24 protein-coding genes and 1 pseudogene are annotated in these 26,778 nt (G+C 57.9%); 3 read left to right on the top strand and 22 right to left on the bottom strand.

Translation table 11 applies throughout. The features are described 5' to 3' along the window. Positions 1 to 41 precede the first annotated feature (41 nt). On the bottom strand, positions 42 to 758 hold the full coding sequence (locus tag M5R41_03180; GenBank protein ID MCZ7555393.1) for a hypothetical protein: 717 nt from the start codon (positions 756 to 758) through the stop codon (positions 42 to 44). 129 nt (positions 759 to 887) lie between these two features. Between M5R41_03180 and M5R41_03175 the strand changes: the two genes are divergently transcribed. Then, the gene (locus M5R41_03175) at positions 888 to 1,820 is read left to right on the top strand and encodes a DUF4835 family protein (protein ID MCZ7555392.1); all 933 of its coding nucleotides are present in this window, start codon (positions 888 to 890) and stop codon (positions 1,818 to 1,820) included. Between the two features lie 88 nt (positions 1,821 to 1,908). On the opposite strand, the gene M5R41_03170 is transcribed toward M5R41_03175, so the two are convergent. Together M5R41_03170 and M5R41_03165 are read right to left on the bottom strand one after the other, a co-directional pair. Next, complete coding sequence (locus tag M5R41_03170; GenBank protein MCZ7555391.1) at positions 1,909 to 2,886, bottom strand: asparaginase; 978 nt, start codon at positions 2,884 to 2,886, stop codon at positions 1,909 to 1,911. Next, the gene (locus tag M5R41_03165; GenBank protein MCZ7555390.1) at positions 2,883 to 3,353 is read right to left on the bottom strand and encodes a hypothetical protein; all 471 of its coding nucleotides are present in this window, start codon (positions 3,351 to 3,353) and stop codon (positions 2,883 to 2,885) included. The genes M5R41_03170 and M5R41_03165 overlap by 4 nt, the downstream gene beginning before the upstream one ends. Before the next feature lie 119 nt (positions 3,354 to 3,472). On the opposite strand from M5R41_03165, the gene M5R41_03160 reads away from it, so the two are divergent. Then, positions 3,473 to 3,943, top strand: coding sequence for a periplasmic heavy metal sensor (locus M5R41_03160; GenBank protein ID MCZ7555389.1), 471 nt, complete (start codon positions 3,473 to 3,475; stop codon positions 3,941 to 3,943). Positions 3,944 to 4,093: 150 nt separating this feature from the next. On the opposite strand, the gene M5R41_03155 is transcribed toward M5R41_03160, so the two are convergent. The 18 genes and pseudogenes from M5R41_03155 to M5R41_03070 form a co-directional block, all read right to left on the bottom strand. Continuing rightward, positions 4,094 to 5,098: a bifunctional oligoribonuclease/PAP phosphatase NrnA gene (locus tag M5R41_03155; GenBank protein ID MCZ7555388.1), complete on the bottom strand. Its 1,005-nt coding sequence runs from the start codon at positions 5,096 to 5,098 to the stop codon at positions 4,094 to 4,096. After that, positions 5,095 to 6,573 carry an ABC transporter ATP-binding protein/permease gene (locus M5R41_03150; protein ID MCZ7555387.1) on the bottom strand — a complete coding sequence of 493 codons (1,479 nt, stop codon included), beginning with the start codon at positions 6,571 to 6,573 and terminating at the stop codon, positions 5,095 to 5,097. The genes M5R41_03155 and M5R41_03150 overlap by 4 nt, the downstream gene beginning before the upstream one ends. Continuing rightward, positions 6,531 to 6,842, bottom strand: coding sequence for a hypothetical protein (locus M5R41_03145; GenBank protein ID MCZ7555386.1), 312 nt, complete (start codon positions 6,840 to 6,842; stop codon positions 6,531 to 6,533). The genes M5R41_03150 and M5R41_03145 overlap by 43 nt, the downstream gene beginning before the upstream one ends. Next, complete coding sequence (locus tag M5R41_03140; protein ID MCZ7555385.1) at positions 6,839 to 7,627, bottom strand: HAD family hydrolase; 789 nt, start codon at positions 7,625 to 7,627, stop codon at positions 6,839 to 6,841. The genes M5R41_03145 and M5R41_03140 overlap by 4 nt, the downstream gene beginning before the upstream one ends. A gap of 78 nt (positions 7,628 to 7,705) precedes the next feature. Continuing rightward, a pseudogene (gene serS, locus M5R41_03135) lies at positions 7,706 to 8,994 on the bottom strand (serine--tRNA ligase). A gap of 23 nt (positions 8,995 to 9,017) precedes the next feature. Then, positions 9,018 to 9,959, bottom strand: coding sequence for an NAD(P)-dependent oxidoreductase (locus M5R41_03130; protein MCZ7555384.1), 942 nt, complete (start codon positions 9,957 to 9,959; stop codon positions 9,018 to 9,020). Next, the gene (locus M5R41_03125) at positions 9,956 to 10,861 is read right to left on the bottom strand and encodes a PfkB family carbohydrate kinase (GenBank protein ID MCZ7555383.1); all 906 of its coding nucleotides are present in this window, start codon (positions 10,859 to 10,861) and stop codon (positions 9,956 to 9,958) included. The genes M5R41_03130 and M5R41_03125 overlap by 4 nt, the downstream gene beginning before the upstream one ends. Continuing rightward, positions 10,858 to 11,922, bottom strand: coding sequence for an MlaD family protein (locus M5R41_03120; GenBank protein ID MCZ7555382.1), 1,065 nt, complete (start codon positions 11,920 to 11,922; stop codon positions 10,858 to 10,860). The genes M5R41_03125 and M5R41_03120 overlap by 4 nt, the downstream gene beginning before the upstream one ends. Then, positions 11,919 to 12,662 carry an ABC transporter ATP-binding protein gene (locus tag M5R41_03115; protein MCZ7555381.1) on the bottom strand — a complete coding sequence of 248 codons (744 nt, stop codon included), beginning with the start codon at positions 12,660 to 12,662 and terminating at the stop codon, positions 11,919 to 11,921. Before M5R41_03115 ends, M5R41_03120 begins: the two co-directional genes overlap by 4 nt. Continuing rightward, a complete protein-coding gene (locus M5R41_03110; GenBank protein MCZ7555380.1) occupies positions 12,662 to 13,477 on the bottom strand; it encodes an ABC transporter permease in 816 nt (271 codons plus the stop codon). Before M5R41_03110 ends, M5R41_03115 begins: the two co-directional genes overlap by 1 nt. Before the next feature lie 60 nt (positions 13,478 to 13,537). After that, the gene (locus M5R41_03105) at positions 13,538 to 14,038 is read right to left on the bottom strand and encodes an NYN domain-containing protein (protein MCZ7555379.1); all 501 of its coding nucleotides are present in this window, start codon (positions 14,036 to 14,038) and stop codon (positions 13,538 to 13,540) included. 222 nt (positions 14,039 to 14,260) lie between these two features. Next, a complete protein-coding gene (gene hppD, locus M5R41_03100; protein MCZ7555378.1) occupies positions 14,261 to 15,373 on the bottom strand; it encodes a 4-hydroxyphenylpyruvate dioxygenase in 1,113 nt (370 codons plus the stop codon). A gap of 35 nt (positions 15,374 to 15,408) precedes the next feature. Next, entirely contained in the window at positions 15,409 to 15,984 is a 576-nt protein-coding gene (locus M5R41_03095) for a macro domain-containing protein (protein MCZ7555377.1), read from the bottom strand. A gap of 33 nt (positions 15,985 to 16,017) precedes the next feature. Continuing rightward, a complete protein-coding gene (locus M5R41_03090; GenBank protein ID MCZ7555376.1) occupies positions 16,018 to 16,713 on the bottom strand; it encodes a ribonuclease H-like domain-containing protein in 696 nt (231 codons plus the stop codon). 231 nt (positions 16,714 to 16,944) lie between these two features. Next, complete coding sequence (locus M5R41_03085; protein MCZ7555375.1) at positions 16,945 to 18,183, bottom strand: T9SS type A sorting domain-containing protein; 1,239 nt, start codon at positions 18,181 to 18,183, stop codon at positions 16,945 to 16,947. 660 nt (positions 18,184 to 18,843) lie between these two features. Next, entirely contained in the window at positions 18,844 to 19,257 is a 414-nt protein-coding gene (locus tag M5R41_03080) for a DUF1801 domain-containing protein (protein MCZ7555374.1), read from the bottom strand. A 277-nt stretch (positions 19,258 to 19,534) separates the two neighbouring features. Beyond that, positions 19,535 to 20,971, bottom strand: a complete 1,437-nt coding sequence (locus tag M5R41_03075; protein MCZ7555373.1) for a hypothetical protein — start codon at positions 20,969 to 20,971, stop codon at positions 19,535 to 19,537. A 224-nt stretch (positions 20,972 to 21,195) separates the two neighbouring features. Then, a complete protein-coding gene (locus M5R41_03070) occupies positions 21,196 to 22,098 on the bottom strand; it encodes a DMT family transporter (protein MCZ7555372.1) in 903 nt (300 codons plus the stop codon). A gap of 135 nt (positions 22,099 to 22,233) precedes the next feature. Here M5R41_03070 and M5R41_03065 point away from each other — a divergent pair, with 135 nt between their 5' ends. Next, the gene (locus M5R41_03065) at positions 22,234 to 23,349 is read left to right on the top strand and encodes a hypothetical protein (protein ID MCZ7555371.1); all 1,116 of its coding nucleotides are present in this window, start codon (positions 22,234 to 22,236) and stop codon (positions 23,347 to 23,349) included. A 1,103-nt stretch (positions 23,350 to 24,452) separates the two neighbouring features. Here the strand turns inward: M5R41_03065 and M5R41_03060 are convergent. Next, the gene (locus M5R41_03060; protein ID MCZ7555370.1) at positions 24,453 to 26,699 is read right to left on the bottom strand and encodes an inorganic phosphate transporter; all 2,247 of its coding nucleotides are present in this window, start codon (positions 26,697 to 26,699) and stop codon (positions 24,453 to 24,455) included. Between the last annotated feature and the right edge of the window lie 79 nt (positions 26,700 to 26,778).

Below are 26,778 nucleotides of genomic sequence, written 5' to 3'. Positions count from 1 at the left end.
CGGCCCCTGCGGGCGTTTCGATGACTCTCAAAATACCAGCTTTACGGCTGAATCCCAATGCCGAGCGCATGCGTGCCGCCCAGATCCGGGTGCCAGGCATAGGCATAGTCGAAGACGATGCCCCCATGGCGCAGCCCGAAGCCCCCGGAGACTGTCCATGGTTCCGTTGTCGCGCCGGCACGGATCGCCACGAACGGCAGCGGCCGGTACTCTCCACCCATGCGTGTGGTCACGGGCCAGCGCATGTCCTTGTCGAGCTCGAGTTGCAGGAGCAGTGCATCATCCGGCTGCCAGCACGCGCCCATGCGCACGGTGACCGGCAAACGATCCGTGATGTTTCCCGTGAGCGCGCTGTGAGTAACATTTCCGGCGGCGACGGCGACGAGCAGCGTGGGCGCGATATCCACGGTAGCGCCGAGATCCAGCAGGGGCAGTGCGGTGCCGCCGTAGCGCGCGATGGAAATGCAGAGCAGACTCGTCTGCGCACCCACGCTGATATGTTCGGCGACACGCATGCCGAAGCCGACGGACGGGAGCAGTTCACGGTACAGCTCCCCTCCGAAATGCGTCACCGCGGCACCGATTCCGAAGGATCCGAACCGTGTCGCGCCCGCGACGCCGGCCGACGACAATGCACTGAGTTCGTAGCGACCCGGTTGCCATACTGCCGAAGCAGACAGTGCTGAACGGGAGAGCAGCGCGGGATTTCTCATCGCGGACCAGAGATCCCCCGTCAGCGCAACTCCGGCGCCGCCCATAGCAAACGTGCGCGCGCCCGTTTCGCGCGACTCGCCGCCGCCGAAGGCGTGAGGGGCACAGCAGAGCAGACACAAAAGGAGACTGGCGACTGCCTTGCCGTACCATGTCGTTTTCTCTATTTTGTTATGATGAAGAGACGAAACGAAATGGAATTTTTCATGCGACTGCTCCTCCCTGCGCTTGCCGCCCTGCTCCTCTGCACACTTCCTGCCCGAGCCCAGGAAATCGACCTCTCGGTGGAAATCACCATGGACGTCCTGACACCCTCGCAGAAGGACTATCTCTCCGAATTTCAGCAGAAATTGCTGGACTATGTCAACGATTACCGCTGGACGGAAGTCGAATTCTACGGCGACAGGATTCCCGTGCGCATGAGCATCAACTTCAACTCCGGCACGGACGGAGGAGAATTCACCGCGCAGGTTGTGATCGACGCGCAGCGCCGCACCTGGAAGGACGGCCGCCCCACCGCGGGCACATCGCTCATTGTCCGTATTCTCGATCAAAAATGGGCCTTCAGCTACATCAAGGGACAGCCCATCATTCACGATGATTTTCAGTACAACGAAATCGCGAGTTTCATTGATTTTTACATCTACCTGATTCTCGGGATGGATTTCGACAGCTACGAGCCGTTGCAGGGATCCGACTATTATCAGAAGGCGCTGACCGTCGCACAGCGCAGCCAGGCGGGTACGCGGGCTCAGGAGTGGCGCGGGAATCCCAACCAGTACAGCCGGCTGAATTTCATTTCCGAGTTTCTCAACGCCCAATACGAAAGTTTCAGAACCGCTCTGTACTGGTATTACTACGAAGGACTGGACTTCATCGAAACCGAAAAAGACGTCGCGCAGCAATCCATCGGCAAGGCGTTGGAGAGCATCGCCACGGTGCTGACGCGCACGAGCGGTCGTTCGCTGCTGCTGACGATGTGGCTCGACGCCAAGAGCAGCGAGTTCTGTCGTTTGCTCGACGGCTATGCCGAGCGTGGTAAAGTGATGAGTGCGATGGTCACCGCCGATCCCGCACGGTCGGAGGTGTATCGTCAGTGCATGTTCTGACATGATGGCTCCCTGAGTTTGGACTTCCCCATTCGCGGTGCCGGCCCCTCCGGCCCGCACGCCGCTTCGCAAAGAAGCGGCGATTTTTTTATGATCCCTCGAACATCCCCGCCAATCGCTTTCTGTCACGCGTCATTGAAAGTGAGAGCATGAGTTTGATGCGCGCTTTTTGTCCGTTGAGATAGCGGGCGAAAATCACGCCAGCCGCGTGCAGATTGCGTCCCGCGCCGTAGTATCCGTACACATCGTCGGTGTTGCCCCGCGGACAGCGCGATACCAGCACCACGGGAATGTCTGCATCCAGGACTTCCAGTATCCCGTCATAGGCTTTGGGCGGCACGTTGCCGGTGCCCATGGCCTCCACAACCAGTCCCCGCACTTGATGCTGTATCACCGTGCGGAACGGCGTGATGTCCATTCCCGCGTAGCATTTCAGAATATGCACCGGCTCCACAACGGCGTCCGTGCCGATATGATCATGAATGAAGGGCTTGCGGAGGAACACCGCCTTGCCTTCGAATATTCTCCCGAGAGGTCCGAAATCGAAGCTCATGAAGGTATCGCGCTGCAGCGTATGGGTTTTCGTCACCTCGCTGGCCGCGTTGATGTCGCCGCTCAGGCAAGTCATGACGCCGAGGCCCTTGAACTGTCCGGAGACGATGGTGAGCACGGCGTCGCGCACGTTAACGGGACCGTCCCAATCCGGATCTTCGGAATGGTTCATCGAGCCCACGAGTATGACGGGCTTGGCGGTGTCGAGCACGAGATCCAGCAGATAGGCGGTTTCCTCAAGCGTATCCGTGCCGTGGGTAATGATCACGCCGGCGACATCGTCGCGATCCGCTTCAGCCTGCGCGATGCGGGCGATATCGAGCATCATGGAAGGTGTCACATGCGGTCCGGGATATTTGCCATACTCGATGCAGCGCATGTCGGCGAGGGCGCGGACATCCGCCATTTTTCCGAGAATCTGCTCGCCGCTCAGCGACGGCACCGCTCCCCCGCTCGCGGGGTCTATGGTCATGGAAATGGTGCCGCCGGTGAAGATAATGGAAATGGTGCTCATGCTGTGTGTACGGGATGATGTGATGGAAAGTGGAAGAGGGCCAGCGGAGCCAGGATGCGCAAACTCGCGAGCAGCGGAAACGGCCAATTCGCAACAGTGATGCGCAGTTGCACCAGACCCTCGTGTCCGAGGGAGGTGACCGTCACCATGCTGCTGTCAGCGTTGTAGAGGAGTTCCACGAGCCCTTCGCCTTCGAGGAGGGAGCAGCGCAGCGGTTGCGCCGACCAGGGGACGGCGGAGCCGATGCGGTTTATTCCTTCCGCGCGAAGTTCCACGGACGCACCGGGGATGGCCGGTAATGATTCCGGTTGCAGGGACAATTCATAGCGGACTGGTGTGAGCAGATACACGTAGGACCAAAGCCCCGCCGCGAGGCACAGCAGCGCCGCGCCGAGCAAAAGAATGGAGCGCAGTGAGCTGCGTGATGATGAGTTGTCGGATTGCTCCGTCGTGTCCGCGTTCCGCACCGGTAGCCTTGTGATTCGATGGATTCCCTTTCTGCCTCGCGGGTTAAACCCGCAATTCTGCAGACGTGTCATACCCCCGAAACTAGCATGGAAACCTTCATCAAACAAGGAATACCGCAATGACCCGACAAATTTTTCCCCTTATCGCAATGATGCTGCTCCTGAGTTTCGGCGCCTCAGCGCAGCCCGGCCGCGGTTTCAGGGAGGAAGGACTTCGCCGTCTCGAGAAGCTTGATCTGAGCGCCGAGCAGAAAAGCGCGCTGAAAGACGCCATGCGCGAGCACCGGAAAAAAGGCATTGATCTGCGAGCGGCTGTGCAGAAGAAACGTCTCGACCTCAAGGAACTCATGGACGCCGAACAGCCCGACCGCAAGCGCTACGAAGCACTGAACAAGGAAATCGCCGACGTACAGCTTCAGCAGAAAATGCTGCTCTTCGACATGCGTCAGAGTCTGATGAACATCCTCACACCCGAGCAGCGGAAGACCTGGCTCGAATCGCGCGACGAGGGCATGCGCGGCATGCGGGGTCGCGACGGCCATCGCCCCGGCCGCCACGGCGACAGAGACGACGACGAGGACGACGACTAAGAGGAAAACGATGAGCGGATAGCGGAAAGTAGGGCTTGCTACCCGCGCGGACGAGCAGCGAAGAATAGTCGCTGCTCGTTTTTTTTTCTGGCGACACTGTCGCGAAGATGCTCAGCACTCAACGGTCAAGGCATGTCCAGGATGGGTACCCTACGCTCCCACAGCCTTGCACAGGGCCTTGACCACGCGCTGTGTGACGCTTTCGAGGGGCTGACCATACACACGGCCGCCCGCGGCGAGACGATGCCCTCCCCCGTTGAACTGCTGCGCGATGGTGTTGACCGCTATGGCGCCGCGTGAACGGAAGCTGATTTTCACAGTGTCTTCCACTTCCGTCAGCAAGGCGGTGGCCTCCACGCCACGTATCCCCAGTCCGTAATTGACGATGTTCTCCACATCCTCGAGTGACGTGCCGGTATCCTCGAACATCTGTCGGGTAACTCGAAGAATCGTTACACGCCCGTCGCACACCTGGCGCATATCCGCCAGAACGCGTCCGAGCAGCATCGTGCGTCCCACGGGATAGTCATCGTAGATGCGCCGGTGCGTGTCCTGCGGATCGACACCCGCCTCGAGCAGCAGGGCGGCTTTGCGATGCAGCGCGGGGGTGGTGCGCTCGAATCGGAACGATCCCGTGTCCGTCACTATCCCCGCGTACAGCGGCTGCGCGAGTGCGAAATCCAGCGGCATGCCGGCAGCGGTGATGAGATCGAGCACGATTTCCGCTGTGGACGAGGCTTCGATGACGCTGAGATAGTGATGCGCGAAGGGTTTAGGATCGAGGTGATGATCAATGACGGCAATCGTGGCCCCGCTCCGCTCCAGTGCGGAAGCGAGCGCCCCGCAACGTCCGCGCTCGTTGAGATCCACGCAGACGATCAGCGCTGCATCGAGGACGACGTGTTCGTGCACTGCGGCGTCCCATCGCTCCAGATCATTGCCACCGTCGAGAAAGCGCAGGGCTTCGGGTACGGCGTCGGCATTGATGGCGCGGACCTCACGGCCTTGCGCGCGCAGGAAGCGCAACAGTCCGAGCTGACTCCCGAGCGCATCGGCATCCGGCGTTGTGTGCGTCGTGATGATGACCGGTCCCTCACCGCGCAGTACAGCGAGCATGCCGGCGGTATCCGTCATGGGCAAGGCGGGATCGCTCATTCCATTTCCTCCAGTTCGGCCGCGAGAAGCTGCTTCTGATACAGATCGGCGTACAGACCTTCGAGCGCGACGAGCTGTTCATGCGTCCCCTCCTCCGTAATTTCACCATCGCGAAGCACGATGATGCGGTCCGCCAACTGCACGGTGGATATGCGATGACTGATGAGTATGCTCGTACGTCCGGCGAGTACCGTGCGCAGGCGACGGAGAATGTCTTCTTCCGTATGCGTGTCCACCGCCGAGAGCGCGTCGTCGAGAATCAGTATGGTGGGATTGCGCAGCAACGCGCGCGCGAGACTCACCCGCTGCTTCTGGCCACCGGACAAGGTGATGCCGCGTTCACCGAGCATTGTTTCGTACCCTTTGGGAAAATCCCGGACATCCTTATCCAATTGCGCCAGCGACGCGGCTTCGAGTACGTCGGCTTCGTCCGCGCCGTCCACACCGTAGCCGATGTTGTTGCGCAGGGTATCCGAGAAGAGGAAGGTTTCCTGCGTGACAAAGGAAATGTGACGCCGCAGCACCTCCAACGGGATACGTCGCACATCATGCCCGTCAATGAAAACGGTACCTGTCGAGACGTCGAACAGCCGCGGGATAAGCTGCACCAGCGAGCTTTTGCCTGAACCGGTCATACCGATGATGCCGAGCGTTTCTCCCGCTTTGAGTTCGAGATCGATGTTGCGCAGAACCTCCGGAAGGTTTTCGCCATAGCGGAAGCTGACATGTTCGAAACGGATATTCCCGTGCAACCGCGCTATTGCGTGGTCGGTTTCGGGACCGTCCGCGATATCCGGCTCGCGCAGCAGCACCTGATCGAGGCGCTTCATCGAGGCGGAGGCGCGCTGCACCAGATTCACCACCCACCCGATGGCCGCCATGGGCCAGATGAGCATGCCGAGATAAATGATGAACTGCATCAGCGCGCCCAGCGTCATCTCCTGCGCTATGACGGCGCGTCCCCCGAGCCAGATGATGAGAATGACCGACACCCCCACGAGCAAACCCAGCATGGGCATGAACAGCGACTGTATGCGCACCATGCGCATATTCCTGTCGCGGTACTCTTCGCTCAGACGGCGGAACACACCGATCTCATACTGCTCGCGTAAATACGCCTTGACGACGCGAATGCCGGAAATATTCTCGTTTGCCCTGCTCGTGAGCACACCATAATGCTGCTGAATTTCCTCGTAGCGTTTGTGAATGAGATTGCCGAGACGATTCACCGCCCACGAGAGCAACGGCAGAGGCAGCAGCGCGTACAGGGTGAGCAACGGATGGATGGCGAGCATCACACCCACGATGATGATGAAACTGAAGACTGTGTTCGCCGTGTACATCACCGCCGGGCCCACGAACATGCGCACCGCGGAAATGTCGTTGGTGGCATAGGCCATGATGTCGCCCGTGGTCGTGGTGCTGAAATAGTTCAGCGACAGTTTCTGCAGATGCGCGAGAAAATCATTGCGCAGATCGTACTCGATGTGTCGCGAGACGACGATGATGGTCTGCCGCGTGAGGTAGAGAAAACGCCGCTGATGATGGAGACGAGCACGATGAGCGCCGCGTATTCGATGAGCGCGGTGGTGCTCAGATTGCTTTGCACACCGTCAATGGCCTTCCGTATCAACACCGGCGCCACGACCGCGAACACGGTGCTGATGAAAATGTGAAAAATGCCCCACAGCATGGTGGACTGATACTTGCGGAAATACGGCATGAGTCGCCAGAGCGCTTTCATCCCTGTCCTTTCGTCTGTGCGGTGGGTGCGCCATTGGCCGCGTCCCATCCCGCGATGATGTTCTCAATTTCCAGCCAGCTGTGCGCTATGGCATCCGCCGCTGTTCGGTCGGTATCTTGCTCACCGTGATAGCGGCCCGTGACGTCACCGCGAAACAGTATCGCTCTCATGCCGCTGGCTTTGGCTCCGGCGATGTCCGTGCGCTCGATGTCGCCGATATGTACGGCCGAGCGCGCCTCGGCCCCGAGCTGCGAGAGCGCCGTGGTGAAGGCACGCGCATGCGGCTTGGAGACTCCGGTTTCATCGGAAAACACCATCGCGTGAAAATGCTGCGCAACACCGTGCTGCACGAGCACCTCGCGCAGGACGCTCCCCGGAGACATGGCCGTGTCGGAAATGAGGGCGATTTTCTTGTGCGCAGCGAGTGTGCGCAGAACATCCCCGGCATGCGGAAGCAGTTGCGGCATACCGTCGAGTATGCTCCACTCCATGCGGCGCACGACTTCGTTGTGAAGATCCGCTGGTACGTCCAGGTTGAGATGATCCCACAAAATGCGCACGGATTCGTCGGCCCGCATGGTGCGCTGCTCGCCGTACCAGCGATGCTCGAAACGCTCGTACGCTATCCGGAAAGCGTCGTTCACGGCGTCTTCGTCCCAAGCGCGATGCAGGGCCTCAAATACGCGCTGCATGGCCTCGTTGCGCGCCCGGCGCCTGAGAGGCCCGTTGCTCGAATCCACGAGCGTGTTCCAAAAATCTATGGTAACCGCGGATATGATGCTCATAAGCAGATATAACACGTCATGGAAAGGAAAAACTCCCGCCGCCGTCGGCCGCGGGAGCTTGTGCGCGGGTTCGCCCGTCTATTCGATGATACTGAAGCCTGTATAGGGCTGCAAGACTTTCGGCACAATGACCTTGCCCTCGGGCGTCTGGCAGTTTTCGAGCAGCGACACCATGAGCCGCGATGTGGCCAGTCCCGAGCCGTTAAGCGTATGCACGAATTCCGGCTTGCTCTTCTGTCCTTCCGGACGCCAGCGAATATTCGCCCGGCGCGCCCGAAATCCTCGAAATTGCTGCACGACGACGCTTCGAGCCAGTTGCGTTCTGTCGGCGACCAGACTTCGATGTCGTAGGTTTTCGCCGATGCGAAGGAGGTGTCGCCCGTGCAGAGCTGCAGGACGCGATACGGTATGCCCAGCGCGCGGAGTATGTTCTCGACATTCACCACCAGCGACTCCAGCTCGTCGTACGACGTGGCGGAAGACACGAATTTCACCAGCTCGACTTTGTTGAACTGATGCACGCGGAGGAAGCCCTTGGTCTGCTTGCCGTAGGAGCCCGCTTCGCGCCTGAAACAGGCGGAATAGCCGCAGAAATACGCGGGTACCTCTTCCGGGCCGAGTATGTCGTCGCGGTACATGTTGGTGATGGGCACTTCAGCCGTCGGAATCAGGTAGAGATCGTCGTCGGCGCAGCGGTACATGTCCTCCGCCATTTTCGGAAGTTGTCCCGTGCCCCTCATGGAATCGGTATTGACGGCGAAGGGCGGGAACACCTCGCGATAGCCATGCTCGCGCAGATGGGTGTCCAGCATGAAATTGATAAGGGCGCGCTCGAGTGTGGCGCGCCGCGGCCGACATAGAGCGGAAAGCCGCTGCCGCTGAGTTTCGTTCCGCGTTCGAAATCGAGAATGTTCAGCTTTTTTCCGAGTTCCACATGATCGAGGAGCGGAAAATCCGCTTCCTCCTTCAGATTCATCGTGTGATCAGGGATCCATTCCCGCACGACCAAATTGTCGGCCGCCCCCGCCCACGGGCACGGAGCTGTGACAGAGATTCGGAAGATAGAGCAACGCGCCTTCGAGCTGCTCTTCCACGCCCCGCAGTTCTTCGTCCATGGACTTGATGCGGTCGGACACGGTCTTCATTTCCGCAATTTTGTCCTCGGCGGCGATTTTCTCCTTTTTGAGCCGCGCGATTTCCTCGGAAACGACATTCCGGGTATTCTTCAACACCTCGACCTCTGCGATGATGTCGCGGCGGCGGCGATCGAGTGCGAGCACCGCGTCGAGATCGCCTTTTTCATTTTTGTTTGCGATGCCCTGACGCACGAGGTCGGGCTGCTCACGGATTCTTCTGATGTCAAGCATAGAGCATTGTCGATGAGTGAAAATTATTTGAATCGCGGATCGGATAACAGACCGGTGTGCTCCGCTCCATCCCTGATCTGATAGCGCAGGCGCTCGAGGCCCTGCGCGGTATCGCCGAGTCGTGTGCCGGTGGCAGCTTCGAATTTCAGCGTGATGAAGGTGCTGTCCATGGGACGGTTTGCGGCCTGGCCGATTTCCGCCGAGGTGGTCCGGGTGATGAGTCCCGGTTGGAACCCGAAAATGTCGGCAATTTTTCGGGCAAATGAAAAACGGGTTATGGCCTCCGGGCCACTCACATGATACACGCCGCTGCAACCGCGCTCGATCAGCTTGAGAATGCCCCAGGCCAGGTCGTCCGCAAGCGTTGGATTGCCTGTCTGATCGTCCACGACCTTGAACGGAGTGTTTTTTTCCAACTGGGACAACACCCAGGAGACGAAATTTTTCCTGACCTCATATCCGGTGCCGTACAGCACCTGCGTACGGACGATGAGTCCATCCACCCCGCTGCTGCGCAGCGCGTTTTCCGCGGCAAGCTTGGATTTGCCGTAATAGCTCAGGGGTGCGGGACGCGACTGCTCGTCGTAGGGGCCGCTGCGGCCATCGAACACGTAATCGGTGGAGAGCTGAACGATACGGCAGCCCTCGATGCGCCGGGCACCGATGATGAGGTGCTTCAATGCGTCCGTGTTGAGACTCCATGCCGCGACTTTGTCCGTCTCGCAACCGTCCACATCGGTCATGGCCGCGGTATTGATGATCACGTCAGGCTTGTAGGCGGCGATGAGACTTTTCACATCTGTGCGGATGGTGATGTCGAGCTGCTGATAGTCGAAGCGCTCGTTGATGAAAAACGTGCGGGGCGCAAGATCCGTCAGCAGCAGTTCCCAGCGCGTTTCCGCCCCAAGTACGAGCGCCAGCTTCTGCCCGAGCAAGCCGTGCGCACCAGTGATAAGCACTTTCATGGTAGCGCCTCCGCAAGTACCGCACGTAATCCGCCGATACCGTGCGACCCCGGTACCGAGGCCACGAAGGACGCGGCCCGTGCCGCCCGGCGGGCGGCAAGCTCGACGTTTTCGTTCCGGGCCAGGCCCAATGCGAACACGCTGCCGAAAGTATCGCCGCATCCGGTGGTGTCCACAAGACGCGTGACCGGCTCCGCGGGTACATGCGCGCGCTCTCCGGAGGGGAGAAAAATGTCCGCACCCTTTTCGCCCCGTGTAATCACGACACAGCGGAGATCGGCGGCATCGAAGAGTCGGCGCACACGCGATGCGTCGTCTGCGTCATCCGGGAGGAAGGCCGCGAATTCCCGCTCGTTGCACTGCAGCACATCCGTTGCGCGTGCCCACTGCGCCCAATCGGACGGCGCGGCGGGTTCGCGATGACCATCCGGACGAACGCGGTAGGCGATCATGTGCAAATCCAGATACACGAGACGGCCCGGATCACGGAGAAGCGCCGCCTCCGATGGGAGTATGTCCTGTCCCGTCATCATGTTGAGATACACGAGCTGTGCCTGCGGGAGCACGCGTTGGAGACTGTCGCGCGAGATGGAGCCGAGACTGGAAACGAGCTGCGTGTTGTAGCCGGCGTGGGCATCGTGGAACAAGCGCACCCGCGTATTTGCTTCCGCGACAGCGGTGCAATGCGAAGCGTCTATATTCGGGAAGTCGCGCAAGAGTCCGCGCAGCACGTCGCCGGCATCGCTCCCGTACGGAAACACGGGAAGCAGCACATCCTCCGGTGCGGACGCCGCGGCGAAAGCCGACAGCGGAAAGGTGATGCCCCCCGCGCTTTCGATAATGCCGCCATCGAAGGTGTGGATCTCATCCAGGACCAGATGCCCGAGAATGACGATGTTCATCGGCCCGACTTCTGTCCCTTTTCCGTCTCTATCGCGCGGAGCCGCTCTTCGCGCTTCTCGAGTTCGCGCAGACGGGTCTGCAGTTCCCGCATTTTTTTCACGTAGGCGGACTGCATCGGTTCTTCGCTCTCCATATCCTCTCCGCCAAACACCCTGCCCAGCAGCCAATGCTCCCGCATGGCGCGAATGCCTTTCGCCGTCTGATCCGCCGCGTTGCCGGCATCGTAGGTCACGTCGGTCAGCGCGCTCAGCAGGGTCACAAGCGAATCATAGAGTTCCCTGTCCTTGAGCAGCGCGCCGATAGTTCCTTTACCCGCGTTGATGTCTTCCATGAGCGAGGCCGCTTCGGCGGTCAGCTTGCTGGTATTGGCCATGGCGGTATCGGCGCTCAGGGCTACGCGGTCCACGACTTTCATGGAGTTCGCGAGAAGCTTCGAGAGCTGATCCAACTGCGTGTTGGTTTTGCGGATTCCCTCCTTGGTTTCTTCGGTCAGGGCCACGAGTTCAAGGTACAGCGCGTCGTCGTGCAGGAGCCGGCCAGCCGTACCCTTCCCGCGGTTGAGATTGCCCAGAAGGGTGTTGAGTTCCACGGATACCTGTTTGGCGGTGTCCATCATCGCGGTGAAATTATCCGCGAGGCCGGCAAGCGCGAAGGGCGGCACCCCCTGCACAAAGCCGTAATTCTCGACCCGTGCGGCGTTCGTGCTGCCGATGCCAATATTGATGAATTTATTTCCGACAAGCCCTTCCTGCTTGATCTCCGCTTTGGAATCACTTTTGATGAATTTCCATACGTCGCTGTCTATACGCAGAATCAGTCGGACGGAATCCGCTCCCGGGGTGAGCTTGAGCGTAGAAACCGTGCCTACGTTGTAGCCGCTGAGCACGACATAGGCACCGGGTTTGACGCCTTCGGCATTGGGAAAATTCACCTGCACGTAAAACACCGAGCTGAAGATCTGGCTCTTCTCGCCCACGAAGAAAATCGCCACCGTAAAGGTCAGCACTCCGACGAAAATCAGAAAGCCGACGCGGGCCCGGGACAGTGTTCGCTTCATCATAGAACAACCTTGAAGAATGCTCGTGTGATTGGATCGGTGGAGGCCTTCAGCTCGTCGAAGCTGCCGCTGCGCTGAAAGACGCCGTCGTCGAGTATATAGATCCGGTTCGCGATGGTCTGTGCACATTCCAGGTCATGCGTCACGGTGATGGACGTGATGCCGAACTGCTCTTCCAGACTGATGATCAGCTCGCTGATTTCGCGCGCGGTGATGGGATCCAGACCGGCGGTGGGCTCGTCGTAGAGCACAATATCGGGACGGGTGATGATGGCGCGGGCGAGACCGATACGTTTCTTCATACCGCCGCTGAGTTCGGACGGCATTTTATCTATCGCCTGCTCGAGTCCCACCAGTTCCAGCTGTTCCACTACGCGCTGCTGAATCTCATCTTCGCCAAGCGTTGTATGTTTTCGGAGCGGAAACTCCAGATTTTCACGCACGGTCAGCGAATCATACAGGGCCGCATATTGAAACACGTAGCCGATATTCCGGCGGATGCGGTTGAGCGCCGTGGTTTTCATGCCGATGACTCTCTCCCCCATCACCTCGATACTGCCGCTCTCCGGCGTCAGGAGACCCACGATGCTCTTGAGCAGTACACTCTTGCCGATGCCGCTGCGTCCGAGAATGACATCGCTGGATCCCTTGTGCACCTGCATGGACACACCTTTCAGGACCTCCAGGTCGCCGAAACTTTTCCAGACGTCGCGTACGTCTATCAGTATGCCGTTCTGCGTCATCAGGTGCCGGTGCCGAAAAAGAGGAAGGTGAGCTGAATAATGACGAGATCAAGGAAGATGATGTTCAGTGACGCGAGCACCACGGCGGAGGTGGCGGCTCGCCCGACTCCCTCGGTGCCGCGGCTGGTATTGAAGCCCTGATACGCCCCGATCACGCCGATGATGTACCCGAAGGCCAGCGTCTTGCCCACCCCCGGCAGGAGATCGTAGAATTTCAGGGATTGAATGACTTCGGTGAAATACAATTGCATACTCGAATTGCTTGCGATCCACTCCGCGAGATACCCGCCCGAAATGGCGAGAAAGTCCACGTAGGCCGTCAGCAGCGGCAGCATGATGATGCAGGCCAGCACACGCGTCACCACGAGGTAGTTGAACGGATCCACCGCGCTGACTTCCAGCGCGTCTATCTGTTCCGTGACTTTCATCGAACCGACTTCCGCGCCGATACCGGAGCTGACGCGTCCTGCCACGATAAGGGCCGTGATCACCGGTCCCATCTCCCGGACGATGGTAAGGGCGAGCATGGCCGGCAGAAAAGCCCCCGCCCCGAAGCGGTCCAGTGTGGGACGCGACTGCAGTGCGAGAATCAGTCCCATGATGAGGCCCACGACGGTGAGCAACGGAATGGATTTTGCCCCGAGGTCGTCGAGATGCTTGCGCACCTGCGCCCATTCGTAGGGCGGTGTGAACACATACTTGAAAAAGCGGAGGCCGAAGATGGTGATCTGATACACCTCTTCCATCGAGCGGCGCAAGCGCATCATCGTGAATTGCAGATATGTTTCTCGTGGTGCTTGCTGTGGCTCGGCCATAGTGCTACCCTGTATTTTGGGTATCCTTTAAGCTAGAAAATACCGCCGCAATTTCCAATGTTACCTCGCGCCACCGCCACGGTGCTTGGCGGAGGCCTCACCGAAGGCATGCAGCCAGGTCGCGATTTCCGCTTCCGACAGGCTGCGGTTCTTCAGATACTGCTCGAGATTTTCCTCCCGGTCAACGGGTGTTCCCTCGTCTATGAATTCCTTTGCGGACATGACTTCGGCTTCGCAGGCCAGCGCATGCGCACGAATTTCATTATCGGAGGAAACGACGAGTACCATACGGGGATGCCGATCACGCTCGAGACTCTGCCGTATCCAGGAATCGGCGGTGCGGGTCAGCGAATAGACGGTGCTGATTTTCGGTCCGCCTCCTATGGATTCGCCGTGTCCGTCGAATACCACGACGACATGACCAAGATTGCGCGAACGTTTACGCACGAAATCGATGAATCCGCGACGCGCCGCATCCCCATTGGAATGCATCAGCCGTTCGAGACGGGAAATCTTCCGGAGGACGTTGTAGCCGTCGATATAGGTCTTCTTGAACTCCACATGTGCAATGTACGGAATTCGGAATTACGGATCAGCGGATGCAGCAAAGGTGCGTCATCCGTGCAAGGTTGTTTCTGCTGCCCCGAAGCATGCGTCCGCCGCATACGGCGCATTTTTGCACATTTCTTCCGTCAGCAACGTGTGACAGCGCAACTCCTTATGAACTAAAAAAAAACGGTCGCCTCCGCGAAGGATGCGACCGTTTTGCGGAGATGGAAATTGTCAGAGATTGCCGCGGCGCTCCTGCTCGCGCTCGATGGACACGAACAGCGCTTTGAAATTCCCCTTGCCGAAGCTCTCGCCCCCTTTGCGCTGAATGATTTCGATAAACAAGGTGGGTCGGTCTTCCACTGGCTTGGTGAAGATCTGGAGCATATACCCCTTGTCGTCGCGGTCCACGAGAATATTCAGATCTTTGAGCTTGCTCAAATCCTCGTCGATGGGACCCACACGCTCGATGAGATCGTCGTAATACGACATGGGGATGTCGAGGAATTCCACGCCCTGCGCCCGCATCTGCGCGATGGTGGCGATGATGTCGTCGGTTTCGATGGCGATATGCTGCACGCCGGCGCCGTTGTGGAAGACGATGTATTCTTCGATCTGACTTTTTTTGAGGCCTTCGGCCGGTTCGTTGATGGGAAACTTGATCCACTTGTTCTGATTGGAGACCACGGTGGACCGCAGCGCCGAGTACTCGGTGGAGATGTCTTTGTCGTCGAAGGACACGAAACGGGAGAAGCCGAACACATCCGTGTAGAATTTCACCCAGGTTTCCATCTGATTCCAATCCACATTGCCCACGATATGGTCGATGTGCTTGAGTCCGACGGGCCGGGCCATCGGATCGTGCGGCATAGCGTTGAAACCGGGAAGAAACGGACCGTCGTAGCCGAGATTTTCCACGAAGGTGTGCACGGTGTCGCCGTAGGTGGCAACAGTGGCGATCTTCACCTTACCATGAGCATCCTCGATGATCTGCGGCTCCATTACAGGTGTTGCCCCCCGGGCTACTGTCGTGTTGAAGCAGAATTCCGCGTCACTCGTTTCGAGGGCGATGTCACGGACGCTGTCGCCGTGTTTGCCCAGAAACGGGATGATACCGTCTTCCAGAATCGGTGTCGTGAGGATGAAACGCACCTTGCCCTGCTGCAGGGCGTAGGAAACGCGATCGCGCACACCGGTTTCGGGCCCGAGATAGCCGACGAGCGAAAACCCGAAGGCCTGGCGGTAATAGTACGCGGATTGCTTCGCGTTGCCGCAGTAAATCTCCACGTGTTGCACGGCGCGGAGAGGCAGCAGATCCGCATGGAGTTCTTTGGTGTCTACCTGCATTGTTGCTCCAGTCTATCGAAAAAATTAGTACGTGATTACACTTCGTGCTGAAGGACGCGACCGAAGAGCTCGGCCGTGTCGCGTTCCAGTATCGTACAGCGGATGTGCCGCAGCGATGTTTCCTGTTCCTTACAAAAGATACGAATTGTCCGAATTATGACGCCAGCGGCGTGGGCAGGTGGATAGGAAAAAATTCCGCAACTCACCGCGGGCAACGACAGACTTTCCAGGCCGAGTTCCGTAGCGCGTTTGAGGGCGCTGAGCACGGCTTCGGCGAGTTGTTCTTCTTCACCGAACCCGCCGCCCCGCCATTGCGGCCCCACCGTGTGAATGATAAAGCGGACAGGAAGCTGTCCGGGTCCGGTCACCACCGCTTCGCCCACCGGGACGGGTGCAAGCCGGTTGCTTTCGATTTGAATAATGTCGCCTCCCTTTTCGACGATGGCGGCGGCGACGCCTCCTCCGTGCTGCAGGTGTTCATTGGCGGCATTGACGATGGCGTCCGTCACTTCGTCGGTGATGTCGCCATGCACGATTTCGAAGGTCACCGGTCCGTACTCACGCAGATACAGTACGCCCGGAGGAAGATTCGGGCGGAGTGGATTGATCATGGCTCTTCCAGCATTGTTGCGGGTCGGCGCGATTCAACCCGCAACGCGGTCCCCTCCAGGCCAGGAATGCATCCATCGCAGGTAGAGCTCCCGCGTCGCGCGCAGATCACGCTCGTTGTATACCGCAATGTCGCGAAATCGTCCCGCAGCTACAAATGCGTTGATGTCATGTCCGGTCACACCATGGCGCTTGGGACTGTCTATCCCGAACGCGGTGCAGAGAAAATCCAGGCTGAAGCGTCGTGTGGCATGGAAAAACGTGAGCTGTTCCATGAGGTCGAAGTGGCTGGTGGAATTGTATCGCGGCGGCATGAGCGAGCGCGATGCCGGCACGCCAAGCATGGCGGAACGCACGTGCAGGAACGGCGCATCGAACATGCGTCCGTTGAACGTGATGATTTGCTCATACGGCCGGACGTCCCGCCAGAAGAACTCGAGCATGGAGCGTTCGTCGAGTGGTATAAACTCCGTCCGCCCATCAGGCGAGGTCCAAGCCTCTTCATCCGCCTCACCGGGCAGATAGTACACGCGCGCGGCCTCCGAGTCCACATTTAGCATGCCGATGGCGACAACGGAAGCCGTGTAGGGGTAGAGGTTCACCTTGCGTTTCTCCTCTTCGCGGTCTTCTTCGGAGATAGTGAATTTCAGCAGGTACTGCTGCTGTTCGGCATCCAGAGAATCAAAGGGAACGCCGGAGGTTTCGATGTCGAGAATGATTCGTGAGCGCATGAGGTAACTCCCATAACCTGTTGCGAATATTCATTTAATGTAGCTAATGCTTCATCCGCTTTCCATGCAATTCCTCAGACCGGACGCGGGGCTGCCCTGCGTTCTCCGATCGGTCTAACAGCTTCGGTGAGAACCTGGCATCGGTCATCCTGTAACAGAAACAGCGGTGGAAGTCCACCGCTGTTTCCTGAGTCTGATCGAACAGTGCCTGCGGGCACCGAAGGCGATCGGTTATTTCTGAAGCATCAGCTTGATGCTGCCGCTCTGTGTAGCGGTCCGCACCATTGCGAAGTACAGGCCGCTGGGGAGGTCGTCCGCATGGAAGCTGATGTTGTGCGTGCCGGCGGAGAGGATTTCGCCGTTCACCAGGGTTGCGACAATGCGGCCGCTCGCGTCGGCTACGCACACATGCACGCTCTCCTCTGTCTGCAGGCGCAGCGTAAACGTGGTTGACGGATTGAAAGGATTCGGAAACGCGGGTTGAATGGCGAAGCCCGTTTCCCCATGAAGACTCACCGACACGACGGAGGAGTATTCGAAGCTGCCGTCGCGGTCGATCTGGCGGAGACGGTAATGGACGTCGTTTCTGTTGCTGCGCAGTGCGGAGGCGTCACTCCAGGTGTAGCTGCGCGGGCTGTTCACGGTGCCATGCCCCGGTACGAAGTCCAGGACCTCCCAGTGCTTCTTGTCGAACGAGCGTTCCACCTCGAAGCCGTAGTTGTTGAGCTCGGTAGCGGTATTCCAGCGTAATTCCACCGTATTGGCGCGCTTGAGCGCAGAGAAGGATACGAGTTCCACCGGGAGAGCGCTGATGAGTCCACTGTGCAGCGCAAAAGATCCGAGCATCACGAAGCCGTTCCCGCTTCCGTCCATCATACGTCCGATGGTGAAATTATCCGCGCCGGTCCAAACAAGGGGACGGTTCGCGGTACCCTGATTGGAGGCGACCAGAGAGTTATTGACGAACAGTGCTCCGACACCGGTCACTGCGTCATAGGCGGCGCGAATTGTGGAAAACTGACCGGAAGAACTGACAGGCAGTCCGCCATACTGCAGCGTCACAATCACGGGATTGTTGTTATTATTGGCATTGCGGCGCGCAGCGTATGTGAAGTACAAAACCCCTCCCTCCAAACGCAAGTTATTCGAGCCACCTTCAAAAAGATAGGCCGTACCCTCATTTCTCGCGAATTCCATGACGAGGTCGAGGCTCGACAGATTCGAGAGGATTGAGGCTGTCGGGAGCACAAGATCCACACCGACGTTTGCGCCGCTCGTCTGAAAGCACACGCCGCGGCCATCGGTCTCGGCATTGTTGTTCACCGATGTGGCATTCGGACCGGCTGTGGCCGTCGTCAACGGGATGCTGTTGAAGTCGAAGCTGCTTAACACAATCTGCGACTGAGCATTGAAGATTATTGTGAGCAGAGTGAAGAGAATTGCGAGAGTGGTGTAGCGGAGATTTTTCATTGACCGACCTATGTTCAAAACAGACTCGATCAATTACATTCATGAACCGTGCCAAAGACTCTAGTACATTATATTACTATGACTTATCAACATTAATTAAAGTACTGTTATAAATATGATGTACGTAATCCGTATTCGGGAATGTTTCATTCCGGAGCACGGGTGAAAGAAGAGCAGATTTGTCGTATCCGACCGATGGATTCACGCAACTACTTGGGCTACGTCGCAAAGCCGGCTTCGCAATCGCGGTATTCCTGGCCTGATGGAAATGTCTCCGCTGAGCGCATCTTCTGCTCCTCTCCTGATCGCCGTATCAAGGACGACAGGTTATTCCGGCAGTGCTACCAAGCAGGATCTGACCGGGCCCTGGTTCACTGAGCGACATTCCCAACGATTTAAGCGTACGTTGTTGCTTCAACAAATTAGGAGTAATCTGTGAACCTCCCACATTCTGCTTACAAAAATGGGCGTTCCATGAATCGCCCACATGCGGTGGATAAATGGGCGTTCCATGAATTTCTATGCCCTGCCGCAGCGGATTATCAGCGGGGATGCTCGTAGTTCACGGAAAACGCACTCTCATTGTCGCTTTCCGCTCGCAGGGTAAGGGCAGGAAATCACCCGAGCTGCGTATTTTGTGACGACGGAAACAGCGGGAGTTCAGGGATACAGAGATCTGACATATTCCATCGAGACGACAATGAGCTGACGTAGCACGGCGACATCCACGTCGGCGAGCTTTTTGATGTACAGACACGCTTTTCCGATTTTGTACTTCCCCAGCCGTGCGAGCAACTCGTCGCGTCCCTCGTGTTCGGAGAGATACACGACGAGGGCTTCCTTCCGCGGCGAAAACGCGACGACAGGCATGTCGCCCTCGTGTCCGCTTGCGTAGCGGTAGTGATATTGACCGAAGCCGATAATGGAGGGGCCCCACATCACCGGCGGAAAACCGCTTATTTCGCTGCACAAATCCAGAAGGGCGAGCGTATCATCGCGCTTCACCCCCTGCGTCTTTTTCTCTATGAACTCCATGACGCTGACGTCCGTGGCATGGGTCTTGATCTTTGCCATAGCATTCCTGCGAATATGTATGTGATGCTTTCCGTGACGAGCAGCTTGATTGTACGGAATGGCTGCGAAGGATGCAAGAGCTCTCAGCCTTCTGCGGGCCATGACCGACGGGCTCACGGTCATGCAATCAGATCGGACTCCGGGCTGAAGCTCGGTGTTAGAGGAGCTATCGCGCTTCGGGCTCTCTACTCTTTACTCCTTACCCTTCACCGTTTACTCTTCACAGGATTGCGCCGCCCATCGGAGCAAGTTCCCTTTCTGCGCTCACTGTGGCAGCTCATAGCGTCGTGGACTCGCCCGTATCGAAGAGCACCTTCCCGAGGCCTGGGGTTTGACGGACGGTCCGTTCCCTGCGAGCCACCTGCACTTCATGCCCGACACGATCGAAGACGTAAAGCACGGTTCCGTCGTCTTCCAAGGTGGTCCGCCCGTCAAAATATGGCAGCAGAGCGGCGAGCGCGGCCTCCAGTTCTTTCAGATTGGGAACCTTCCCTCCCGCTGCCGCGATGCGCGCATGCAGCTGCGCGGCCGTAAACGGACGTCCCTGCTCTTCGAAAACGATGCGCAGAATGCGCCGGCGGAGATTACGCAAGTGTCGCCGGCGCTCCGCACGCCAGACAGATGGGAAACGAAGTAGTGGCACGGCGAAGAAGATCACGGAGAAGAGCAGCGGCACGATACCGAACACAACATGGATGAAATCCGGCGCGAGCGGAATTCCCGCATTTTCCATCACTATTGCCATACCCCCGGGCGAAGAAAACATCGCCAGCGAAAACAGCAGATTGAAGCCGTTCATGAAAGCAATGAAGGCGTTACGGCCTGTCGAATTCCCCGTCATGACATACGGCGCTTCATATTCATCCCAGAACAACTCGACCTTCCCTCCTCCCGCTGCGCGGTCGCCTGACAGTAATAAACGATCGAATCTCCCGATCAGTACGCCGTCTTCCGTAATATCCGCATCGCCCTTGAAGCGCGTGAGATACTCCGCCATGCGCTCCGAGGCCTCGTCGTAGGTCCAGCCGGCGAGCGCCACCAGCTCGGTCATTGTCAGAATCCCCTTCTCGCGACGCAACCAGGCCGCGACTTCCTTCTCATTCGCGAAGGGATCGAAGTCCGGACGCGGCGGACCGAAAACGAAATCGTACACGGATTGAACCAAACGTTTGTTTTCCTCGGTGACGTCGGGTTGACGCCGCCTGATCTGCCGGAGTTCTCTGTGCCGTAAGCCATCGCTGTCTACAGCGTATCCCACAGCCATTCGCGCGCCTCTGATTCGGAACATGTCCGCGAACAGATCGGCTATCCATCCGAGCTTGATTCCCCTCTTCGTATCCTTCCCTCCCAGCAGCATTGCAATGAGGATGACGACGAAGGCGGTGAAGTACACCACGAGCATGACGGTTATCCACAGTTTGAAGCCGATGGTGAAGGCTTTCCAGAGAAAGCGACCTGCATCACCCAAACGTTCCCGCAGGGTCTTGCTGCCGCGCCGGCGCAAGCTGCCTCCGAAATCGTAGAGGATTTCACCGGATTCGGTGACCTGCAGTCGGCAGACAAAGATGTTCATCAGTTCGTCTAGCGCATCGCGGACGGCATCGTAGGAATGCCCCGTCGCCGCACTGGCATCCGCTGCCGTAATTCGCCCCTTGAGACGGGGAAGCTGCTTCCGGAGATCGCGCAGCACGAGTTCGGTATCGCTTGTGTTCATCTGTTTCCCGCTGTTGAGTGTACGGTAAGATTACGGACGAAGGAGATAAAAGTTAAGCACGTATTTCAATCGTAGCGGGTCGGAGGCCCCCGGACATGCTCTGTTTCGCGCCACAGATCAACACGCATGCGATCCCCGGGAGAACGAGGCACGGTACACTAAGCCGGGCAACCCCTTCCGGGGTGCGTCTCCCCGGCGCGCTATCGTGACTACACGGCTGCACGCTACACAGCTCCGCTTCCGGACCGCTCACCGAATTGCTGCCAGAGAATCCCGCCAACTATCAGCACCAGACCGATGAGCGTCGAAGGATAAATGTTTTCGCCCAACACTGTCGCGATGATCAACAGCGAGAGGAACGGGGACAGATACACGAGATTGCTCACGGTGGCCGCGCTTCGCGCATGACGGAGCGCGCTCATCCATAGTACGAAGGTCAGCCCCATCTCGAACAGCCCAATATATACTGCGGCAAGCGCTCCTGACGGTGAAGCGGACAGATCCGCGCCGACCAGGAGAACGAAGACCGCGATGTACACTGTGCCCGCGCAGAAATTCAATGCGAGGCGCAGCACGGGATCGATGGTGCTGCGCATATTCAGTATCCAATACGATGCCCAAATGACAGAGCTCCCAACGGCGAGAGCGACTCCTTCCGGGTTGGTGAAATGCAGACCGCCCACATCACCGCGGGTGGAGATGACGATGACGCCGCAGAAGCTGACCAGCATCGCAACCGCGTCTTTCCCGCGTACCTTTTGCCCCAACAGGAGCGCCGCCATGAGCGAGAGTACGATGGGCCAGGTGTAATTGAGCGGCTGCGCTTCCTGCGCGGGAAGCAAATCATACGCACGGAACAGCACGAGATAATAGGCGAAAGGATTGAGCAAGCCCATGATTGAGGAGAGCAACACGTCCTTCGCCGTCAGGTCGCGCAGGGCGTTTCGTCGCTTGCTCGCCGCCACAATCGCGCTCAGCACCAACGCCGACGTCAGCGTGGAATAGAGCACCAGCGCCGGCACGCCGACATCGCGCAGCGCAAGCTTGAATGCCGTGGCGACGGTGGACCAGCACAATACCGAACCCAGTGCATAGAGGAGCGCGCGTTGTTGTCGTGATATTGCCATATACGGATGCAAGATACTCCGCTCCGTCGAGGAATGAAACGGATGTTGGAAAATCAAACGCGCTTCTCCATTTTGGAGTATTGAGCCGGTTCATGCTCTTTCCGGCCATCCATCTGATTCACACAGGAGAACCCGATGAAACGCTTGGCACTTGCCGGCGCGATGCTCATATGTGCCCTCTGCGGGCACGTGGCGGCGCAAACCACTGCAGATACCCCCAACAACGTCCCGAAAACCGTCACCGCCAAAAGCCCCGTTCAGGTCGGCGGTCAATTCTTCATTTCCTATGAAGATGGCAGGGTCAGCGGCGTCCCCTACAGTAATTTCTTCATCAACAGGGCGTATATCAACATTCGGGCGGAGGTGCTCCCCTGGCTCAACGGTCGCGTCACACCAGACATAGCGGTGGACCGGGATGGCGACGGCGAAGGCGATCTCGAGTTGCGGCTGAAATATTGCTATGTCACAGCGTCTCTTCCGGACCTGTCCTTCCTCCAGGCGCCTTACCTCGAGTTCGGTCTCATTGGCCGCCCCTGGCTGGAATTCGAGCAAAAGATCAATCTCTACCGTGTGCAGGGTCCGATGTTTCTCGAGCGCGGTGATGTACTCAACTCCGCCGATTTCGGCGCCCAGCTGGGTGCGCTCCTTGGCGGCGAGATGCCCGAAGAGTACCAGAAAACCGTCTCTTCGTCTTATCCCGGCCGCTATGGCAGCGTGGCGCTGGGGCTGTTCAACGGTGGCGGCTATCACGCCATCGAACATAACCTCAATAAGTCCATCGAGGGACGCATCAGCGTGCGGCCGTTGCCGGATATCATTCCGGGCATGCAACTTACCTACGCCGGCGCGTACGGAAAAGGCAATGTGGAGCGCAGCGTGGATTGGAAGAAAAATGTCGGCCATCTCAGCTTCGAGCATCAACGACTGGTTGTCGCGCTCACCTACTTCACTGGTACAGGGGATTACAAAGGAAAGACCGTCAATGCGGACGGCATCGCTGAAAAAAACAGCGGCTGGTCGGCATTCACCGATATCCGCATTCCCGAAACACCGTTGAGCGTGTTCGGTCGCTACGATCATTTCGCTTTGCCGGACTCCCCGAGCGAATGGGAGGAGAATACGATCATAGTGGGAGCGACCTGGCATATTCACAAGAAGTCCAAGCTGCTTGTCGATTTTGAAAAAGTGCTCGACAAAAACGGAGACGGACTGACGGAGATACTGAAGCTTTCCGTAGAGTACGGGTTCTGATCGACACTTTGCCATTGCTATACAAAAGCAAAGCGCCCCGTGTATTGCGGGGCGCTTTTGTATGCGTCCGATGCACAAGTAGGCGTCCCATGAAACTCCCACATTCGATGCAGAAGTGGGCGGTCCATGAAGTCCCCACATTCGCTGCACAAGTAGGCGTCCCATGAAACTCCCACATTCGATGCAGAAGTGGGCGGTCCATGAAACTCCCACATTCGGTGGAGAAGTGGGCGGTCCATGAAACTCCCACATTCGATGCAGAAGTGGGCGGTCCATGAAGTCCCCACATTCGCTGCACAAGTGGGCGTTCCATGAAGCTCCCACATTCGGCGCAAAAGTGGACGGTCCATGAAGCTCCCACATTCGGCGCAAAAGTGGGCGTTCCATGAAGCTCCCACATTCGGCGCACAAGTGGACGGTCCATGAAGCTCCCACATTCGGCGCAAAAGTGGGCGGTCCATGAAACTCCCACATTCGGTGTAGAAGTGGGCGGTCCATGAAACTCCCACATTCGATGCAGAAGTGGGCGGTCCATGAAGTCCCCACATTCGCTGCACAAGTGGGCGTTCCATGAAGCTCCCACATTCGGTGCAAAAGTAGGCGGTCCATGAAGCTCCCACATCCGCTGCACAAGTGGGCGTTCCATGAAGCTCCCACATCCGCTGCAAAAGTGGGCGTTCCATGAAGCTCCCATATTCGCTGCACAAGTGGGCGGTTCATGAAGCTCCCACATCCGCTGCAAAAGTGGGCGTTCCATGAAGCTCCCACATTCGCTGCAAAAGTGGGCGTTCCATGAAGCTCCCACATTCGGTGTAGAAGTGGGCGGTCCATGAAGCTCCCACATTCGCTGCAAAAGTGGGCGTTCCATGAAGCTCCCACATTCGGCGCACAAGTGGGCGGTCCATGAAGCTCCCACATTCGTTGCAAAAGTGGGCGGTCCATGAAGCTCCCACATTCGGCGCAAAAGTGGGCGTTCCATGAAGCTCCCGCTTTCGCTCTACTGTAAAGGATGGCGGAGTCAGCGACAGACCGCCTTCGCTCTCTGATGCAAAGCGCCCCGTGTATTGCGGGGCGCTTTGCTTTTCCTATTGCTGTTATCCGGCTTATCCCTGTGCGGGCGGGTCAACCTGACAGGACAGGCATAATTCGTAAATCGTCCTGGTATGGTAAATGATTTCCTCGTATTCGGTGAGCATTTCCAGGAAAAGTAAACTGGTTCTGGTAGTCTGCTTATCCTTTTTCGAACGCTTGAGCTGACGCTTGTCCGCTTTACGGATGCGGTCGCGTACGTCCTGCGTTTCGATGTTGACCTGCTCGACGCGGGAGAAATCGGCCGCCGAGAGACTGGATGCCACGATGTCGAGCTGTTCGAGTAACTCACGTTCGATATCGTGAATATCGTTGATCTGCTCCTCCGTCATCGGCTGATGATTGTTGCTGACATGGGAGTAACAGTGCGTGGTCATATCGCGCAAACTGCGCAGCAGCAGCGTCATAGAACTCATGATTTCCGCGTAGGTGCGATCCTCCACCGCGTCGTCCTTCTCCTCCAATTTTGAGGTCTGCAGAATGACGGTGGCCATGTTTTTTGAGCGCTTATGGAGTTGCTTGGCTTTTTCGCGCATCTCGCGGAGTTCCATGCGGTTTTCGGTGACAAGGCCATCGTTCGTGCCGTGCAGAATCTCGCCGGTGGCTGTGATCAGCGTGCTGAGATCGTTGTACAACGTCGTGACGGCTTCCTCCACAGTGTCGGCGGTGACGAGCGTACGCGCTTCCTCGGCGGCTTCCGCTTCACGGGTTTTGTGTATCCTGACGCTCCGAATGAGAAGAAAGACAGCGAGGACAGTCAGCCCGATGAGACCGGGCAGCTCGGTGAAGTAGATAATCGTTGCGACAATACCTGCTGCGCTTGCCGCTATGATGGCCGTGAAAAACCACCCGCCCACAACGGTGAGCACGCCGGACACGCGATACACGGCGGAGTCCCTTCCCCACGCGCGGTCGGGGAGCGCGGTCGCCATCGCCACCATAAAGGTGACATAGGTGGTGGAGAGCGGCAGTTTGAGTGTCGTACCAATGGAAACCAGCAGCGCGGCAACGATGAGACTCACGGAAGCGCGCAACATATCGAACGCCGGTACCTCTCCGTTTTCATCGGGTACGGGTTTGAATTTGCTGGTATCGAAACGTCCCTCCACCCATTTTTTCATTGCCGGCGGCGTGATCAACGAGAAAAAGCGGATCACCGACAGGAAGAGACGGACTATGGAACGGGCGGCCGCGTTCGATTCGAAGCGCTCTGAGCCTTCGCTTTGTCTTCCAAGATTGACCGACGTCGCTGTGACGGTACGCGCCTTCTTGTTCACCCACAGAGTGATCGCCATGATGATACCGGCGAGAAGCAGCAGATACGTGTTGGCCCGAACGGGGTCCGACAGCGCCTCCATCGTCATGGTCAGCGGATTGGGGCTGCCATCGGCGAATTCGAATGCAGCAAGGCCAGCGAGCGGCGCGCCGATGAAATTCACGAGATCGTTCGCCGCAAAGGCCATCGCAAGGGCAAAAGTCCCGGCAAGCGTGACGATTTTGAAAATGTTGACTTTCGTGAACCATGTGAGCAATTGCATGATCAACGCCCAGAACAGCATGGACAGCGCGGCAAGCCACAGCGCGCTGCTTTTTAACCAGTCGGCCTGATCGGGCTCGAGGAACGACGCCCCTTTCGCGCCTTTCACGAGGAGGAAGTAGGTAAGGATCGCCAGCGCGAAGCCTCCCCACAGCGCGCCATATCGCTTCACTCGCGAGTTGAGATCGAAGGTGAAGAGCATACGCGAAAGATATTGCGCCAGTGAGCCGACAAGGAAGGCGGCGACAACGGACAATATGATACCGAAGATGATTTTCAACACACTGGCCGTATTGATGAATGCCAGCGCCTCGGCGACACCGCCTCCCGTCTCCAACACTTTGATCAGGGAGATGGCGAAAGCGGCACCGAGCAATTCGAACACCAGCGACACCGTGGTGGAAGTCGGCAAACCGAAGGTGTTGAAAAAGTCCAGGAGGAGCACATCCGTCAGCATCGTTGCCGCAAAAATGAACATGACCTCGGGGAAGGTCAGCATGCCGGGATTGAATATCCCCTTCCTGGCAATCTCCATGAGACCGCTGGAAAACGTCACACCCACGAGAATGCCTGCGGTGGCGACGATGAGAATGACAGTGCGCGGAGCCACCTTGGCACCGACGGCGGAGTTGAGGAAATTCACTGCGTCATTCGCGACGCCGACCATGAGATCGGTCACGGCGGCGATCGCGAGGATGATGAGAATGAAGTAAAAGATTTCCATCACTGTATCATGTTGTGAATAAAGTTGTCATCGGTGTTCCGGCAAACACGATCGCCATTGAGGGGGCGGTGCGGGTCCG

Source organism: Bacteroidia bacterium (assembly GCA_027493955.1).
Classification (GTDB): domain Bacteria; phylum Bacteroidota; class Ignavibacteria; order SZUA-365; family SZUA-365; genus JAOSJT01.
The sequence above is the reverse complement of the archived record's forward strand: the minus strand, read 5'-3'. Positions and strand labels throughout refer to the sequence as shown.

Coding starts and splice junctions, on each gene's coding strand:
- M5R41_03180 (MCZ7555393.1), bottom strand. CDS start 758: ATGGGCGGCGCCGGAGTTGCGCTGACGGGGGATCTCTGGTCCGCGATG.
- M5R41_03175 (MCZ7555392.1), top strand. CDS start 888: ATGAAGAGACGAAACGAAATGGAATTTTTCATGCGACTGCTCCTCCCT.
- M5R41_03170 (MCZ7555391.1), bottom strand. CDS start 2,886: ATGAGCACCATTTCCATTATCTTCACCGGCGGCACCATTTCCATGACC.
- M5R41_03160 (MCZ7555389.1), top strand. CDS start 3,473: ATGACCCGACAAATTTTTCCCCTTATCGCAATGATGCTGCTCCTGAGT.
- M5R41_03155 (MCZ7555388.1), bottom strand. CDS start 5,098: ATGAGCGATCCCGCCTTGCCCATGACGGATACCGCCGGCATGCTCGCT.
- M5R41_03145 (MCZ7555386.1), bottom strand. CDS start 6,842: ATGAAAGCGCTCTGGCGACTCATGCCGTATTTCCGCAAGTATCAGTCC.
- M5R41_03140 (MCZ7555385.1), bottom strand. CDS start 7,627: ATGAGCATCATATCCGCGGTTACCATAGATTTTTGGAACACGCTCGTG.
- M5R41_03130 (MCZ7555384.1), bottom strand. CDS start 9,959: ATGAAAGTGCTTATCACTGGTGCGCACGGCTTGCTCGGGCAGAAGCTG.
- M5R41_03125 (MCZ7555383.1), bottom strand. CDS start 10,861: ATGAACATCGTCATTCTCGGGCATCTGGTCCTGGATGAGATCCACACC.
- M5R41_03120 (MCZ7555382.1), bottom strand. CDS start 11,922: ATGATGAAGCGAACACTGTCCCGGGCCCGCGTCGGCTTTCTGATTTTC.
- M5R41_03115 (MCZ7555381.1), bottom strand. CDS start 12,662: ATGACGCAGAACGGCATACTGATAGACGTACGCGACGTCTGGAAAAGT.
- M5R41_03110 (MCZ7555380.1), bottom strand. CDS start 13,477: ATGGCCGAGCCACAGCAAGCACCACGAGAAACATATCTGCAATTCACG.
- hppD (MCZ7555378.1), bottom strand. CDS start 15,373: ATGCAGGTAGACACCAAAGAACTCCATGCGGATCTGCTGCCTCTCCGC.
- M5R41_03095 (MCZ7555377.1), bottom strand. CDS start 15,984: ATGATCAATCCACTCCGCCCGAATCTTCCTCCGGGCGTACTGTATCTG.
- M5R41_03090 (MCZ7555376.1), bottom strand. CDS start 16,713: ATGCGCTCACGAATCATTCTCGACATCGAAACCTCCGGCGTTCCCTTT.
- M5R41_03085 (MCZ7555375.1), bottom strand. CDS start 18,183: ATGAAAAATCTCCGCTACACCACTCTCGCAATTCTCTTCACTCTGCTC.
- M5R41_03080 (MCZ7555374.1), bottom strand. CDS start 19,257: ATGGCAAAGATCAAGACCCATGCCACGGACGTCAGCGTCATGGAGTTC.
- M5R41_03075 (MCZ7555373.1), bottom strand. CDS start 20,971: ATGAACACAAGCGATACCGAACTCGTGCTGCGCGATCTCCGGAAGCAG.
- M5R41_03070 (MCZ7555372.1), bottom strand. CDS start 22,098: ATGGCAATATCACGACAACAACGCGCGCTCCTCTATGCACTGGGTTCG.
- M5R41_03065 (MCZ7555371.1), top strand. CDS start 22,234: ATGAAACGCTTGGCACTTGCCGGCGCGATGCTCATATGTGCCCTCTGC.
- M5R41_03060 (MCZ7555370.1), bottom strand. CDS start 26,699: ATGGAAATCTTTTACTTCATTCTCATCATCCTCGCGATCGCCGCCGTG.